Origin of the sequence: Pseudomonas synxantha BG33R, from assembly GCF_000263715.2 — a bacterium.
GTDB classification, from domain to species: domain Bacteria; phylum Pseudomonadota; class Gammaproteobacteria; order Pseudomonadales; family Pseudomonadaceae; genus Aquipseudomonas; species Aquipseudomonas synxantha_A.
The window spans coordinates 1762119-1775082 of record NZ_CM001514.1 but is presented as its reverse complement, the minus strand read 5'-3'; the positions used below and the strand labels follow the sequence as shown (position 1 = coordinate 1775082).

Here is a 12964-nt window from a genome sequence, read left to right as displayed (position 1 = left end):
TCGATCACATCGGGTCGTTGCGGCGCAGCAACTCTTCGGGCAAGTGCTCGATGTACTCGTCTTCGGCCGGCGGCATTTGCAGGTGGTAGCCCTGTTTGTCGAGGTTTTCCAGCACCACGGTGATGTCTTCGCGCGACAGCTTGCGCTCCGGCGTCAGCACCATGTCAAACGCGTGATGCGCCTTGCCGAAGGCGTCCATCAACGGCTCGGGCACGCGCTCGAGGGCATCGCTTTTGAGCACGTAGAGGTACATGCCGTCTTTTTTCTTGCTGCGGTAGATGGAACAAATACGTTTCAAGGCTGTTCTCCGGCATTGGCCAGGCTGTCGAGCAGCGCCTGGCCCATCAACTCGCGGCGCCAGCCACGCAGCGAGTCTGGCAATTGGTAAGGCCCATCGGGGTAGCCACTTTTGACCAGGGCTTCGAGGGTTTTCTTGCGCAGCATCAGTTCCGGCGCCATCTCCAGGCGCTCGGCGAACGTCTGGCCCAGGGCGCGCAGTTGCTTGATCAGCGCGGCGGCATCCACCGGCAACGGTTCGGCCACGGCGGGAGGCCATTGGTCCATCGGCACGCTACCGGCACGTTTGATGAGGTCCAGCAGGAACTGGCCGTCCTGACGCACGGTACGCGGGTGCATGTCTTCGATCTTGCCCAGCGCTGCCAGGTTGTCCGGCTGGGATTTGGCCAACGGCCAGAGCGAATGCTCGCGGATGATGCGGTTGCGCGGCAGGTCACGGGCGCGGGCCTGCTGCTCGCGCCAGGCGCACAATTCACGCAGCACGGCAAGTTGGGCACGGGACAGTTTCCACGCCAGCTTGGCGTCGCGGTACACCTCGAAAGGGTCGATTTCGCGGCGCAGGTTGGCGACCAGTTCGGCACCGTCTTCCAGGACCCAGGCGTACTTGTCATCCGATAGCTGCGGGCGCAGGCGAATATAGACCTCGGCCAGGTGCACCGCGTCTTCGGCGGCGTAACTGACCTGCGTCTCGGACAATGGCCGCTGCAGCCAGTCCGAGCGGGTTTCGCCCTTGGGCAGCTCGATATCCAGCACCGCTTGCACCAGGCGCGAATAACCCATGGAAAAGCCGAGGTTGAGGTAAGCCGCGGCCAACTGGGTGTCGAACAACGGCGCCGGCAGGCTGCCAGTCAGGCGCAACAGCACTTCCAGGTCTTCGCTGCAGGCGTGCACCACCTTGATCACCGCTGGGTTCTCCAGCAAAGCGGCCAAGGGTTGCCAGTTGTCGATGGTCAGGGGGTCGATCAGGTAAGCGCGCGCGCCATCACCGATCTGGATCAGCCCGGCAATAGGGTAAAAGGTGTCGACCCGCATGAATTCGGTGTCGAGGGCGACGAATGGCAACTGCTGCCATTGGGCGCAATGCTGGCCGAGGCTATCGTTGTCGCAGATCCAGTGAATATCGATGGCCACACGGCTCTCCCTTGAAGAATGGCGCGCAGTATATATCGCGAAAGGGGCTTGCGAGCATCCGCAGTGCACACACCATCATGAAAACTCCGACAGGAGATGAAGAATAGTCCGACAAATGGGAGTTATCCTCTCTTACGCAGCACGTACACACACCACAGTTTGGAGCCCGGCAGGAACTCCTGGTAATTCAGAACCTTGAAGCCCGCCTGACGAAACTCATCCTCTACCGGTGTACCCGCGCTTACGGAAACAATCACCGTGTCGCGGCTGACGCGGTGAAACTCACGCAACAACATTAATCGCACATCGCTGCTGGGCACATGACGAAACAACTCCAGGCAGAAAATGCAGTCCACCGCATTCGCCGAAAGGCCAATCGAAAACGCCGAGCCCTGGAAAGTTTTGACACGTTTGAGCAACGTGCCCGGGTGATGGGTACGCGCGTGGTCGAGCATGGCCTGGGAGTTGTCAGAGGCGAGGATCACCCGGTTGACGTGCTCGGCCAGCACCGGCCAGAAGCGCCCCGAACCACAGGCCAGGTCAAGGATAAGCCCTGGCTCACCCGCGACCTTCAGCGCATGGCGAACCAGCCGCGCATCCCGCCACGCGGCCAAGCGCTGCAACAGCCTTGGCGGACGCGGATCACCACAGACCCTGGCATGCTCACGGTCACAGCGCTCGGTGAATTCAGTCTCGATGGGGGATGGAGGTTGTGGCGACATCACGGGCTCATGTGGGTAAAACGGTAGTGAACGACCTTGATTCCCAGCTTAACCACTGCAACGTGAAAAAAAGGTCGAAAGCCGCCACCGTAAACTCCGTCACGCCTGATGCAGGTACCAGCGCCAATCCTGCTCACCGACCTCGCCCATGAACTGGCGATATTCGGCACGTTTGACTGCCAGGTAAACACCAAGGAATTCACTGCCAAACGCATCCTTTGCCCATCGCGAAGCCTCAAGCGCACGCAGGGTGGTCAGCCAGTCAGTGGGCAACAGCTCCTTGGCCTGGGCATAACCGTTTCCTTCCACCGGGGCGCCAGGGTCGCGTTGCTCGCGAATGCCGCGATGGATGCCGGCCAGGATCGCGGCGGCCGCCAGATAAGGGTTGGCATCGGCGCCGCAGATGCGGTGCTCGATATGCCGGGAACTGGCCGGGCCACCGGGCACGCGCAGGCTGACGGTGCGGTTGTCCACGCCCCAGGTGGCAGCCAGGGGTGCATAGCTGTTGGTTTGGAAACGCCGATAGGAGTTGGCGTTGGGGCAGAACATCAGCAGCGAATCGAGCAACGTACTCAGCATCCCGCCCACCGCCTGGCGCAGCAGTGGCGTGCCATCAGCCGCCTCGCTGGCGAACAGGTTATTGCCCTGGGCATCGGCCAGGCTGACGTGCATATGCATGCCGGTGCCGGCCAGGTCGTCGAACGGCTTGGCCATGAAACATGCGGCCATCCCATGCTTGTGGGCCACGCCCTTGACCAGGCGTTTGTAGCGCACCGCTTCGTCCATCGCCTGTAAAGCATCAGTGCGATGTTCAAGGGTGATTTCCACCTGGCCCGGGGCGTACTCGGAGATGGCCGTGCGCGCCGGGATACCTTGCAGCTTGCAGGCGCTATAAAGGTCGGCGAGAAACGGCTCGATCTGCTCCAGTTCGCGCAGGCCATACACCTGGGTCGAGCGCGGGCGATTGCCGTCCATATCCCGCGCCGGTTGCGGACGACCGTTGCCGTCGGGCTTCTGGTCGAGCAGGTAGAACTCCAGCTCTGCCGCCATCACCGGGTAATAGCCATCGGCCTTGAGTGCATCGATGACCTTGGCGAGCAAATGCCGAGGGTCGGCCACGGTGGCGGGCAAGCCTTGTGTGGGGTGCATGCTGACTTGCACCGCTGCGGTAGGAATCAAACGCCAGGGCATACGCTGCAAACTGCCACTGATCGGGTAGGCGCGGCAGTCGATATCGCCGACTTCCCACACCAGCCCTGAGTTTTCTACGTCATCGCCATTGATGGTCAGGCCGAGAATGGTGCTGGGCAGTGGCCGGCCGGTTTCGTACACCGCCAGCAGTTCGTCGCGGTGCAGCAGCTTGCCGCGGGGGACGCCGTTGTTGTCGAGGATAAACAGCTCGAACATCTCGATGTCGGGGTTCTGCTCAAGGAAGGTTCGGGCTTCGTGCAGGCGGGCAAAGACACTCATGGCAATTCTCATACGTTTGGGTCAGGCAGGCGCAGATGCGCACAGGTGCGCGTCATCCGTGGGGGTGGATCAACGTAGAAGAGAGGTGTCTGGCGGGCGCGCGTGTCGACAATGGAACAGGGCCCAGAACGCAAGTGCAGAAGGCAGTGTCGCGGCGTGAGTGTCGGGGCAACCGTCCATGCGCGGATCACAGAAATAGAGAACCCCGAGCGTCACACGCCTGGATAGGCGGTTAAATTCAGGCTTGATGGAGTTTGGGTGCAGTTTGGCTAAACATTCCTCACCTTGCCACCCTGCCCGGCGCTGGAAATAATGGGCGCCCCGACCGTGCCCCAAGGACTCGCCCCCATGAAAGCTCCTCTGGCCCTCTGTGTGCTGGCAAGCCTGGCCAACATCGCCCAGGCCGACACTGTTCCGTCACGTCTTGACGAGGTGATCCAGCGCGGCACCCTGACCGTTTGCACAACGGGCGACTACAAGCCCTACACCTCATTGCGCGCCGATGGCCGTTATGAAGGTATCGACATCACCATGGCCGAGTCCCTGGCCAAGAGCCTCAACGCCACGATCAAGTGGGTGCCCACCACGTGGAAAACCCTGATGCCGGACTTCCTCGCCCAACGGTGCGACATCGCCGTGGGCGGGATTTCGGTGTCGCTGGAGCGGCAGAAAAAGGCGTTCTTCAGCCAATCGCTGGGGGTTGACGGCAAGATCCCACTGGTGCGCTGCGCCGATGTGCAGCGCTACCAAACGGTTGAGCAGATCAACCAGCCACAGGTGCGGGTGATCGAGCCGGCAGGTGGCACCAATGAAGTGTTTGCCCGTGCCCACCTGGGCCAGACGCAGATTCGCCTGCATGACAATGTAACGATTTTTGATGAGCTGCTGGCGGGCAAGGCCGATGTGATGATTACCGATGCCAGCGAGGCGCGGTATCAGCAGAAGCTCAAGCCTGGGTTGTGTGCGGTCAATCCTGAGCGGCCGATGCAATACAGTGAAAAAGCCTTCCTGCTGCCTCGCGATGATGTGGCCTGGAAGAGTTATGTGGATCAGTGGTTGCACTTGAGCGTGGCGACCGGGGGGTATGCGGGGATTGTCAGCCAGTGGTTGGCTGCGCCTTGAATTTTCTGCCATGACGGCCTGTCTGGCACACCGAGATCCAAATGTGGGAAGGGGCTTGCTCCCGATATAGGTGGATCAGCCAAAAAACTGTTAACTGACACTCCGCTATCGGGAGCAAGCCCCCTCCCACATCAGCTCGACGAACGCCCTGCACGCGGCGCTGCGATAGGCGCCCTTGCGGCTCAATAGTGCGGCAGTACGCTGCGGCAGCGGTGGGTCGATGGTCACGGCGTGCAGCCCCGTCTGCGCCTCGGCCAGTGCTTGGGGCAGGACGGTTGCCAGTGACGTGTTGCGGACGATTTCGATGATTGCGCTGATGGAGTTGTCTTCCATGGCGATAAATGGTTTCACACCTTGCCCGCGGCAGTAGTCATCGATATGGCGGCGGGTAGCGAAGCTCGTGTTCAGCAGCACCAGGGGTTGTTCAAGCCAAACGAGTCGGCTCAATTGGGGATGGCTGGCACTGACCACTACGCTCAGTTGTTCGACAAACAGCCCCTCGCACTCAATGTCCGGCCCATGTTCGCCGGTAAATCCGATACCGATATCCAGCAGGTCCTCGCCCAGTGCAGCTTCGATACGGTCCTGGGTCAACTCCTCGACGCTGAGGGTGATGCCCGGGTACAGCGTATTGAATCGCGCCAGCAACGGGCCGATCAGGTAGGCGGTGAAGGTCGGCGTCATGGCCAGGCGCAAATGCCCGCGGCTGAGGTCCTGCACATCGTGTATGGCGCGGCTGCCGGCCTGCAGATCCTGCAACGCCAGCCGCGCAAAGCGCACATAGGCTTGCCCCGCATCGGTCAGGCTGATACTGCGCCCGGAGCGGTCGAGCAGCGGCGCGCCGAGGCTTTCTTCCAGCTGTTTAATCTGTTGTGAGAGGGTCGGCTGCGATACATGCAGCGCTTCGGCGGCGCGGGTGAAGTTGCGATGCTCGGCAACGGCGAGCAAGTAACGGATATGACGCAGCAGCATCGACAGCGCTCCAGCTATAGGCATGACTTATAGACAGCATCATAAACCGGTCTTGGACGCTATAGCCGAAAACTTCCATCCTTGCCCCATCAGCGACGCAAGGAGAACCACCATGCAGCATCTCATCGATGGCTTCCGCAAATTCCAACGTGAAGCCTTTTCCCAACGCAGCGACTTGTTCAAGCACCTGGCGACCACACAGAACCCCGGCACCTTGTTCGTGTCCTGCTCCGACAGCCGTGTCGTGCCGGAGCTTCTGACCCAGCAGGAACCCGGCGATCTGTTCGTGATCCGCAATGCCGGCAATATCGTGCCGTCCTACGGCCCCGAGCCGGGTGGTGTATCGGCCACGGTCGAATATGCGGTGGCGGTACTCGGGGTCAGCGACATTGTGATTTGCGGGCATTCGGACTGCGGCGCCATGACTGCCATTTCCACCTGCAAGTGCCTGGACCATCTGCCGGCCGTGGCCAACTGGTTGCGTCATGCCGAGTCAGCCAAGGTGATCAATGCATCCCGTACGCATGTCTCGGACGCTGCGCGCCTGGATTCATTGGTGCGTGAAAACGTGGTCGCCCAACTGGCTAATCTCAAGACTCACCCCAGCGTTGCGCTGGCCCTGGAACAAGGCCGGATGAACCTGCACGGCTGGGTGTATGACATCGAAACCGGTGGCATCGACGCGCTGGACGGTCGCACCGGACGCTTCGTCTCCCTGCTCGACCATCCAACCACCCGCGCCCACGCTGCCTGAACCTTAACCACCCAAGAGGACATCACCATGTTGCAATCCCAATTCGCCCAAACCCCACGCCTGGCCCTGGCCGATACCGTTATCGACCTCAAGGCACGCAAGAATCTGTCATGGCAGGACCTCACCGATGGCACCGGCCTGAGCCTGGCGTTCGTCACCGCCGCCCTGCTCGGCCAGCACCCACTGCCCAAGGAGGCGGCCGACATCGTGTGCGACAAACTCGGCCTCGACCAGGACGCCAGCCGCCTGCTGCAAAGCGTCCCACTGCGCGGCAGTTTCCCCAGCGGTGTGCCGACCGATCCGACGATGTACCGCTTCTACGAAATGCTGCAGGTCTACGGCTCTACCTTGAAGGCCTTGGTGCATGAGCAATTCGGCGACGGCATCATCAGCGCCATCAACTTCAAGCTGGACATCAAGAAAGTCGAAGACCCGGACGGCGGCTCCCGTGCGGTCATCACTCTGGACGGCAAATACCTGCCCACTAAACCCTTCTGATTCCCGAGCGACCGTCTACGCTCTTGTCACACCAACAAGACCGAGGGACGGGTATATGAACACACTGCTGCGACTCACCTGGCTGCTGTGTTGCAGCCAGGTACGGGCCAGCTGAAAAATTTGACGTGTGAATACTCCAGTTTCACCTGCACCTTTTTCGCAAATTACCACTTTCACCCTTCACGACCCCAGACTTAGTTCATTCAACGACTAGGGTAATGGAACGGCAACTTTTATCTGCCGACTACCAAAACCCCAGCAGCTGAATAACAGCATGGAGCCGAGCGCATGACACTTGATACGCCAGTAATCACTATAAGGATCGGATTATTCTTTGATGGAACCGGAAATAACGCTTTGAACGCCCTGGCTGGCACCCCTGACAAAGGAGTCAGCTACCAGGGTGCGATTTCAAATATTTATCGACTCTATAAATACTACACCACTACCATCGTTCCAGAGACATTGATGCAAACGGGGATTTATATGGAAGGTGTGGGTACCAAAACCAATGATTTTGACAGCACGCTGGCGATGGCCGTAGGCGTGGACCTTCCATTAACCATAGGCGGCTACGGCGTTTTTGCGAAGTATGCCATGGCGGTTAGCAAAGCCTGTGCAACGATCGGGCAATTATTGTCTTCCATGCTACCAACACAGAAAAACGTAAACATCGAGTTTGACGTGTTTGGTTTCAGTCGCGGCGCTACCATCGCGAGACACTTCGCCAATATGGTCATATCAAAAAACAATTCTATATACCTGCCCATCGCTGAAATATTAAAAAAGTACGACATGGTACTGAGACAAGATCTAGACATTCATTTTCTGGGACTCTTCGACACTGTGGCGAGCATCTGGACATTGAATAACGGCCAGTGGCAGGACCCTCATGATACGGGCAATACTTCCGGCATGGATATTGAACTGCGCTTGATTCATCCCAGCAAAGTGCTGCAAATCCAATCCATGCATGAGTATCGGTATAACTTCCCTCTGCGCAGTGTGCAACCGCCTTACGTAGAACTGCCCTTACCCGGCTGCCATTCCGATATAGGTGGCAGTTACGCCCTGGGCCCTGCCGTTCAAACTGAAGTTTGCCGCATCACACCAAAACGTTATTGGCCAAACCCGCACTACGATCCAAGAGCGCATGTGGTGGATGAAATTAATAACTTAAGAATGGATCCTATACTTAATGTTCTGCTGGAGCATAGTTCTGTCGAGTACTCTGTACTACCACTGCCCTATTATCAAGGTATCAGTCGTCGCGAGGTGAAAGGCGAATTGCAGCTCATTGCTGGCTGGGTAATGCTCGATACCGCCTGCCATAACGGTTGCAGTTTTGACAAGGACGCGTTCAAGGCGGACTACCCAATACCTGATGACCTCAAGCCTTTTTTACGCACGGCACTGATCCGGCGAAACGAAGTCAGCTCCCACATGCCCTTGACACCGTACTCCCCGCAAGAGCTGGCGTTTCTTGCGAGAGACTATATTCATATTTCGGTGGACTGGAAAAACGTATTAATGCCTTTTGCCCCGAGGCCGCTTAACCTGCTGACGGAGCCATTGCAGCAGCACATGCACGCGCAACTAGCGCTGGAGACGCACTTCAACGGGATTTTTGGCAACGAAAGTCCAAATCGACCCGATATGGATTGGCAGCGCAAAATTTTCATGAATGCTCACTCGATTTTCCCCCACCTCCGTCTGGGTGAGATGCGAGCAGAAAATTTCGTATCCGATAGCGCGATCATCATCGATAAAGTAGTAAGTTATTCCACGCCCCCCGCTCTGCCCCTCGATCACTGGAGCCTGGAAGGATTATGGAACTACGCCAATCAGACAATAACCCTGGACGCGCCTGGCGGCCGTATTGTCTACCGCTTCAATAGCCGTGACCTGTATTTGGTACTAGGCCCCGCAGTCGACGGCAATCATGTCCATTTTGAAGTCAAGCTCGACGGCCAGGCGCCTGCCCCGTACTCAGGCAGCGATGTAGCCCCAGACGGCACCGGCACCGTGATATCGAAGCGAAAGTATCATCTGGTTCATCGAACCGATAACACTGAAGAGCAAACATTCAGCATTACGTTTTATGGACCTAAAGTCGTGGTCTATGCTTTCGCTCTTGAGTGATTTCCCGGCTCTAAATCGCCCGACTCAACCACATCACGATAACCTGTCTCCTTTCCACAATAGCTGATGCTGACGGCGCGCTGAGCAAGAGCCGTCTACGCTCTTGTCACACCGACAAGACCGAGGGACGGTATATGAACACACTGCTGCGACTCACCTGGCTGCTGCTGTTATGTGGCTGCAGCCAGGTGCATGCTGCAACGGCTCAGGAAGCGGATGCCCAGGCCGCCAAGACCTTGCTGGAAAAGGCCTTGGCGTACTACCACAAGCAAGGTGACAAGGCCTTTGCCGCCTTCAGTCGACAGGGCGAATTCATCGACCAGGACCGCTATGTGTTTGTGGTTGATACCCAAGGCGTACTGCTGGCCAGTGGCGGCCCCTCGTCTGCGCTGATCGGTCGCGACGTGTCCGAGGTGCTCGGGCCGGATTTGCGTCAGTCATTCAAGGACGCGCTCAAGGTGCCCGAAAGCCAGGGTGTCCAGCAGGCCGACTATCGCTGGCAGAACTGGAACGACGGCAAGGTCGAACACAAGCATGTGTTTTATCAGCGGGTAGGCAAACGCATCCTGGCGGTGGGTTATTACCTGCCACGGGCCACGCCGGAACAGGCACGGGCGCTGCGTAACAAGGCGGTGGATGCGCTGGTGAAGGATGAAACCGGCACGCTCAAGGCCATCAACTCACTGCAGGGCGGCTTCCTGCAGGATGACCTCTATGTGTTTGTGGTTGACCTGAATACTCGACGTTATGTGGCACACGGGACAAACCTGCGTCTGATCAACACTGACTTTGCCAAGATCAAGGACCCGGATGGCAAACCGGTGGGTGAGCCGATCCTCAAGATGATGGCCGAGCAGGATCAGGGGGAATACAAATACCGCTGGAAAAACCCGGTGACGGGTAAGGTCGAGAACAAGCACGCTTATGTGCGCAAAAGCGGGCATTTCATGGTTGCGGTGGGGTATTACAGCCCCTGATCTGTTGGCTTTGATCGTTCCCACGCTCTGCGTGGGAACGCCGCCTGAGACGCTCCGCTTCCGCTTATCTAGCTTTGTCTTCACGACCGCGCAGTACCCGGTTCGGCATCACAATCGCCGCCGCCAGCCCAAACACCGACACCGCCGCGCTCACCATCAGCAAATGCCGAAACGTCACCGCCAACTCGCCGCGCAGCGCATCCTGCGCCGGGCCGGGTGCCGCGTTGAGGCCGTCAAGCAGCACGTTGCCAGAACTGCCTTCGGCCACCAGTGCGGCGCTCGTCAAATGGGCGAAACTGGAATCGTGCAACAGCGCCAGCAGCAACGCCGACATGCACGCCACCCCCACTGCCCCGCCCAAAGAGCGGAACAGGTTGGTGGTACTGGTGGCCACACCGATATCCCGTTGCTCCACCGAGTTCTGCGTACCCACCAACGAGGTCGGGAACTGCATACCGGCGGCAATGCCGCACAACAGCATGAATACGCTGGTGAGCACCACCGCCTGGGGCGCGCTGTAGGCCATGCCGAGAATCGCTAGCGGGCTCAACACCGCGCCGCTCAGGATCATCGGTTTATAGCGGCCAGTCACCGAGGTCATGCGCCCGGCGAAATACGCGCCCATCGGCAAGCCCATCGCCAAGGGCAGCAAGTGCAGGGCCGCACTGTCGGCACCGGCGCCGGTCACGGTCTGGTAACGCAGGGGCATCAGCACGGTCAGGGAAATCGCCTGGAAGCTGGTGACAAAAATCGTGCACCAACACAACACCGCACTGCGGTTGGCAAACAAGTGCATGGGCAGCAGCGGTTCGCGCGCGCGGCGTTCGTGCCACACAAACACGCTCAACGCCAGCAGTGCGCAGGCCAGCAACCCCAGCACTTGAGCGTCACGCCACGAATGGCCCTGGCCGATTTCGGTGATGCCCAGCAACAAGGCGGTGAGGCCGATGATCATCAGCACCGTGCCGAGGTAATCGATGATCGGCTTGCGCTGCGGCACCGGCAGCCCCACCAGAGTGCGATGGGCCACGTACCAGGCGCCGGCACCCAGCGGCAGGTTGATCAAAAACACCCAGCGCCACGACAAGTACTCGGTCATATAGCCGCCCAGCACCGGCCCCGCCACGCTGGCCACCGCGTACATGCTGCTGAAATAGCCCTGGTACCGGCCGCGTTCGCGAGGGGGAATGATGTCGCCGATGATTGCCTGGCTCACTGAAATCATCCCGCCGGCACCGACGCCCTGGAGAATCCGCGCCAGCACCAATTGCTCCATGCTTTGCGCCATGCCACAAAACAGCGACGCCAGGGTGAACACGCCCATGCCGATCAGCATCATGGGCCGGCGCCCATACAGATCGCCAAGCTTGCCGTAGATCGGCACCGCCACGGTCATCGCCACCATATAGCCGGAAATCACCCAGGCCAGCAGGTTGACGTCATGAAACTGCGCGGAAATGGCCGGCATGGACACCGCCACAATGGTCTGGTCCAGGGCGCCGAGGAAGATCGCCATCATCAGCGCAGCAAGAATACTGCGCACGGCGGGAACGGTTGGGGCGGGCTGATTGAGGTGAGTCACGGCAGAACCTTCGAACAAGGCCCGCAGGACAAGATCGCCCGCGGGAATGCTCAATACGATAGCAGGCTATTCGATAGGCTCGTAAGCAAGCCCGACGTAATTTTCTGCAATGGTTTTGCGCCCGGCATCCGAGTGGATGAAATAATCCAGCTCACTCTCGGCAATGCGCTGGCTGAAGGCGTCCGCCTGGGGAAACTCATGCAGCATCGAGGTCATCCACCAGGAAAATCGCTCGGCCTTCCATACCCGGCGCAGGCAGATCGCCGAGTACTTTTGCAGCAAGTCCAGGCGCCCTTCGCGGTACACCTTGAGCAAGATCCGGAACAACGTGCTCACATCACTGGCCGCCAGGTTCAAACCCTTGGCGCCGGTGGGCGGGACAATATGCGCAGCATCGCCAAGCAGGAACAGGCGCCCGTACTGCATGGGCTCCACCACGAAGCTGCGCAGCGGCGCGATACTTTTTTCAATCGAGGGGCCGGTCACCAACTGCTGCGCCAATGAACCGGGCAAGCGGGTTTTCAGCTCATCCCAGAAACGCTCATCCGACCAATCCTCCACAGCCTCGTCCTGCGGCACTTGCAGGTAATAACGGCTGCGCGTGGGTGAGCGCATGCTGCACAGGGCAAAACCCCGTGGGTGTTTGGCATACACCAGCTCGGCGTGTACCGGCGGCGTATTGGCGAGCACCCCCAGCCAACCGAAGGGATAGACCCGCTCGAATACCTTCAACGCCTGCGCCGGAATCGACTGGCGGGCGACGCCATGGAAGCCATCGCAACCGGCGATGTAATCGCACTCCAGGCGATAGGCTTGGCCTTGGTGATTGAACGTCAGCCAGGGTCGATCACTTTTCAGATCATGGGGCTGTACGTCGCACGCCTCGTACAGCGTGGTCGCGCCGGCGGCTGCGCGGGCGGCCATCAGGTCGCGAGTGACTTCGGTCTGGCCGTAGATCATCACCGATTGGCCACCGGTCAATGCCTTCAGATCGATCGGGATAAGTTGGTCATTGAGGGCAATGTCAAAGCCGGTGTGCACCAACCCCTCAGTCTCCATGCGTTGGTTCACCCCGGCTTCGCGCAACAGGTCGACCATGCCCTGCTCCAACACACCGGCACGGATGCGCCCTTGCACGTAATCGGCGCTCTGGCGCTCTAGAACAAGGGTTTGAATACCAGCGTTGTGCAGCAGCTGGCCGAGCAGCAATCCAGACGGACCGGCGCCAATAATGGCGACTTGGGTTTTCAGGGTTTTCATTATTTTTATGGCCTTCACGCTTTACCCGAACGTATCG

At 59.2% G+C, this 12964-nt stretch carries 12 protein-coding genes; 5 read left to right on the top strand and 7 right to left on the bottom strand.

The features are described 5' to 3' along the window. Positions 1–4: 4 nt before the first annotated feature. The 4 genes from PSEBG33_RS19050 to PSEBG33_RS19065 all read right to left on the bottom strand — a co-directional run bounded on the left by PSEBG33_RS19050 (position 5) and on the right by PSEBG33_RS19065 (position 3620). A complete protein-coding gene (locus PSEBG33_RS19050) occupies positions 5–298 on the bottom strand; it encodes a YcgL domain-containing protein (protein ID WP_005786089.1) in 294 nt (97 codons plus the stop codon). After that, positions 295–1428 carry a ribonuclease D gene (gene rnd / locus PSEBG33_RS19055; RefSeq protein ID WP_005786087.1) on the bottom strand — a complete coding sequence of 378 codons (1134 nt, stop codon included), beginning with the start codon at positions 1426–1428 and terminating at the stop codon, positions 295–297. The genes PSEBG33_RS19050 and rnd overlap by 4 nt, the downstream gene beginning before the upstream one ends. Positions 1429–1550: 122 nt before the next feature. Continuing rightward, positions 1551–2150, bottom strand: coding sequence for a class I SAM-dependent methyltransferase (locus tag PSEBG33_RS19060; RefSeq protein ID WP_005786086.1), 600 nt, complete (start codon positions 2148–2150; stop codon positions 1551–1553). Positions 2151–2249: 99 nt separating this feature from the next. After that, complete coding sequence (locus tag PSEBG33_RS19065; protein ID WP_005786085.1) at positions 2250–3620, bottom strand: glutamine synthetase family protein; 1371 nt, start codon at positions 3618–3620, stop codon at positions 2250–2252. A 348-nt stretch (positions 3621–3968) separates the two neighbouring features. On the opposite strand from PSEBG33_RS19065, the gene PSEBG33_RS19070 reads away from it, so the two are divergent. Continuing rightward, positions 3969–4742, top strand: a complete 774-nt coding sequence (locus tag PSEBG33_RS19070) for a transporter substrate-binding domain-containing protein (protein WP_005786084.1) — start codon at positions 3969–3971, stop codon at positions 4740–4742. A gap of 105 nt (positions 4743–4847) precedes the next feature. On the opposite strand, the gene cynR is transcribed toward PSEBG33_RS19070, so the two are convergent. After that, positions 4848–5714: a transcriptional regulator CynR gene (gene cynR / locus PSEBG33_RS19075; protein ID WP_005786083.1), complete on the bottom strand. Its 867-nt coding sequence runs from the start codon at positions 5712–5714 to the stop codon at positions 4848–4850. A gap of 112 nt (positions 5715–5826) precedes the next feature. Between cynR and PSEBG33_RS19080 the strand changes: the two genes are divergently transcribed. From PSEBG33_RS19080 to PSEBG33_RS19095, 4 genes are all read left to right on the top strand, one after another. Next, positions 5827–6468: a carbonic anhydrase gene (locus tag PSEBG33_RS19080; protein WP_005786082.1), complete on the top strand. Its 642-nt coding sequence runs from the start codon at positions 5827–5829 to the stop codon at positions 6466–6468. A gap of 27 nt (positions 6469–6495) precedes the next feature. Then, entirely contained in the window at positions 6496–6966 is a 471-nt protein-coding gene (gene cynS, locus PSEBG33_RS19085) for a cyanase (protein WP_005786081.1), read from the top strand. 288 nt (positions 6967–7254) lie between these two features. Next, positions 7255–9108 (top strand): phospholipase effector Tle1 domain-containing protein, encoded by a 1854-nt coding sequence (locus PSEBG33_RS19090; RefSeq protein WP_005786080.1) that lies wholly within the window; start codon positions 7255–7257, stop codon positions 9106–9108. A gap of 134 nt (positions 9109–9242) precedes the next feature. Then, entirely contained in the window at positions 9243–10085 is an 843-nt protein-coding gene (locus tag PSEBG33_RS19095) for a cache domain-containing protein (protein WP_005786078.1), read from the top strand. Between the two features lie 64 nt (positions 10086–10149). Here PSEBG33_RS19095 and PSEBG33_RS19100 read toward each other — a convergent pair whose 3' ends face one another. Together PSEBG33_RS19100 and pobA are read right to left on the bottom strand one after the other, a co-directional pair. Beyond that, the gene (locus tag PSEBG33_RS19100; protein ID WP_005786077.1) at positions 10150–11667 is read right to left on the bottom strand and encodes an MDR family MFS transporter; all 1518 of its coding nucleotides are present in this window, start codon (positions 11665–11667) and stop codon (positions 10150–10152) included. 66 nt (positions 11668–11733) lie between these two features. Beyond that, a complete protein-coding gene (gene pobA / locus PSEBG33_RS19105; RefSeq protein WP_005786076.1) occupies positions 11734–12927 on the bottom strand; it encodes a 4-hydroxybenzoate 3-monooxygenase in 1194 nt (397 codons plus the stop codon). Positions 12928–12964: the final 37 nt, after the last annotated feature.

Bases quoted from the DNA above. Each gene is read 5' to 3' on its own strand.
- PSEBG33_RS19060 (WP_005786086.1), bottom strand. From the start codon at position 2,150: ATGTCGCCACAACCTCCATCCCCCATCGAGACTGAATTCACCGAGCGC.
- PSEBG33_RS19065 (WP_005786085.1), bottom strand. From the start codon at position 3,620: ATGAGTGTCTTTGCCCGCCTGCACGAAGCCCGAACCTTCCTTGAGCAG.
- PSEBG33_RS19070 (WP_005786084.1), top strand. From the start codon at position 3,969: ATGAAAGCTCCTCTGGCCCTCTGTGTGCTGGCAAGCCTGGCCAACATC.
- cynR (WP_005786083.1), bottom strand. From the start codon at position 5,714: ATGCTGCTGCGTCATATCCGTTACTTGCTCGCCGTTGCCGAGCATCGC.
- PSEBG33_RS19080 (WP_005786082.1), top strand. From the start codon at position 5,827: ATGCAGCATCTCATCGATGGCTTCCGCAAATTCCAACGTGAAGCCTTT.
- cynS (WP_005786081.1), top strand. From the start codon at position 6,496: ATGTTGCAATCCCAATTCGCCCAAACCCCACGCCTGGCCCTGGCCGAT.
- PSEBG33_RS19090 (WP_005786080.1), top strand. From the start codon at position 7,255: ATGACACTTGATACGCCAGTAATCACTATAAGGATCGGATTATTCTTT.
- PSEBG33_RS19095 (WP_005786078.1), top strand. From the start codon at position 9,243: ATGAACACACTGCTGCGACTCACCTGGCTGCTGCTGTTATGTGGCTGC.
- pobA (WP_005786076.1), bottom strand. From the start codon at position 12,927: ATGAAAACCCTGAAAACCCAAGTCGCCATTATTGGCGCCGGTCCGTCT.